Source organism: Streptomyces sp. MB09-02B, assembly GCF_033794485.1.
In the GTDB taxonomy this organism is placed as follows: domain Bacteria; phylum Actinomycetota; class Actinomycetes; order Streptomycetales; family Streptomycetaceae; genus Streptomyces.
The window spans coordinates 1-712 of sequence record NZ_JARGEE010000974.1 but is presented as its reverse complement, the minus strand read 5'-3'; the positions used below and the strand labels follow the sequence as shown (position 1 = coordinate 712).

The window sequence follows — 712 nt, the reverse complement described above, 5'->3', positions numbered from 1 at the left end:
CGACCAGCACCCGTGGTTCCAGGAGTCGAGGAAGGACCCCGACGGCCCCTACGGCGACTACTACGTCTGGGCCGACGACGACAAACAGTTCCCCGGCGCGCGCATCATCTTCGTCGACACCGAAGCCTCCAACTGGACCTTCGACCCCGTCCGCAAGCAGTACTTCTGGCACCGCTTCTTCTCCCACCAGCCCGATCTCAACTACGAGAACCCGGCCGTGCAGGAGGAGATGATCTCGGCGCTGCGGTTCTGGCTGGACCTGGGCATCGACGGCTTCCGGCTGGACGCGGTGCCGTACCTGTACCAGCAGGAGGGCACCAACTGCGAAAACCTTCCCGCAACCCATGACTTCCTCAAGCGGGTGCGGAAGGAGATCGACGCGCACTACCCCGACACGGTCATCCTCGCGGAAGCCAATCAATGGCCGGAGGACGTCGTCGACTACTTCGGCGACTTCGCCAGCGGCGGCGACGAATGCCATATGGCATTCCACTTCCCGGTGATGCCGAGGATCTTCATGGCGGTGCGGCGGGAATCCCGCTATCCGGTCTCGGAAATCCTCGCCAAGACCCCCGCGATTCCCGCGAACTGCCAGTGGGGCATCTTCCTGCGGAACCACGACGAGCTCACCCTCGAAATGGTCACCGACGAGGAACGCGACTACATGTACGCGGAGTACGCCAAGGACCCGCGCATGCGCGCCAACATCGGC

The 712-nt window shown here is 63.8% G+C and carries 1 protein-coding gene; it reads left to right on the top strand.

All coding sequences use genetic code 11. The features are described from left to right. Window positions 1-712 (top strand): alpha-amylase family glycosyl hydrolase (locus tag P1P70_RS45405; RefSeq protein ID WP_319248444.1); only part of this gene is annotated, 712 nt, incomplete at both ends.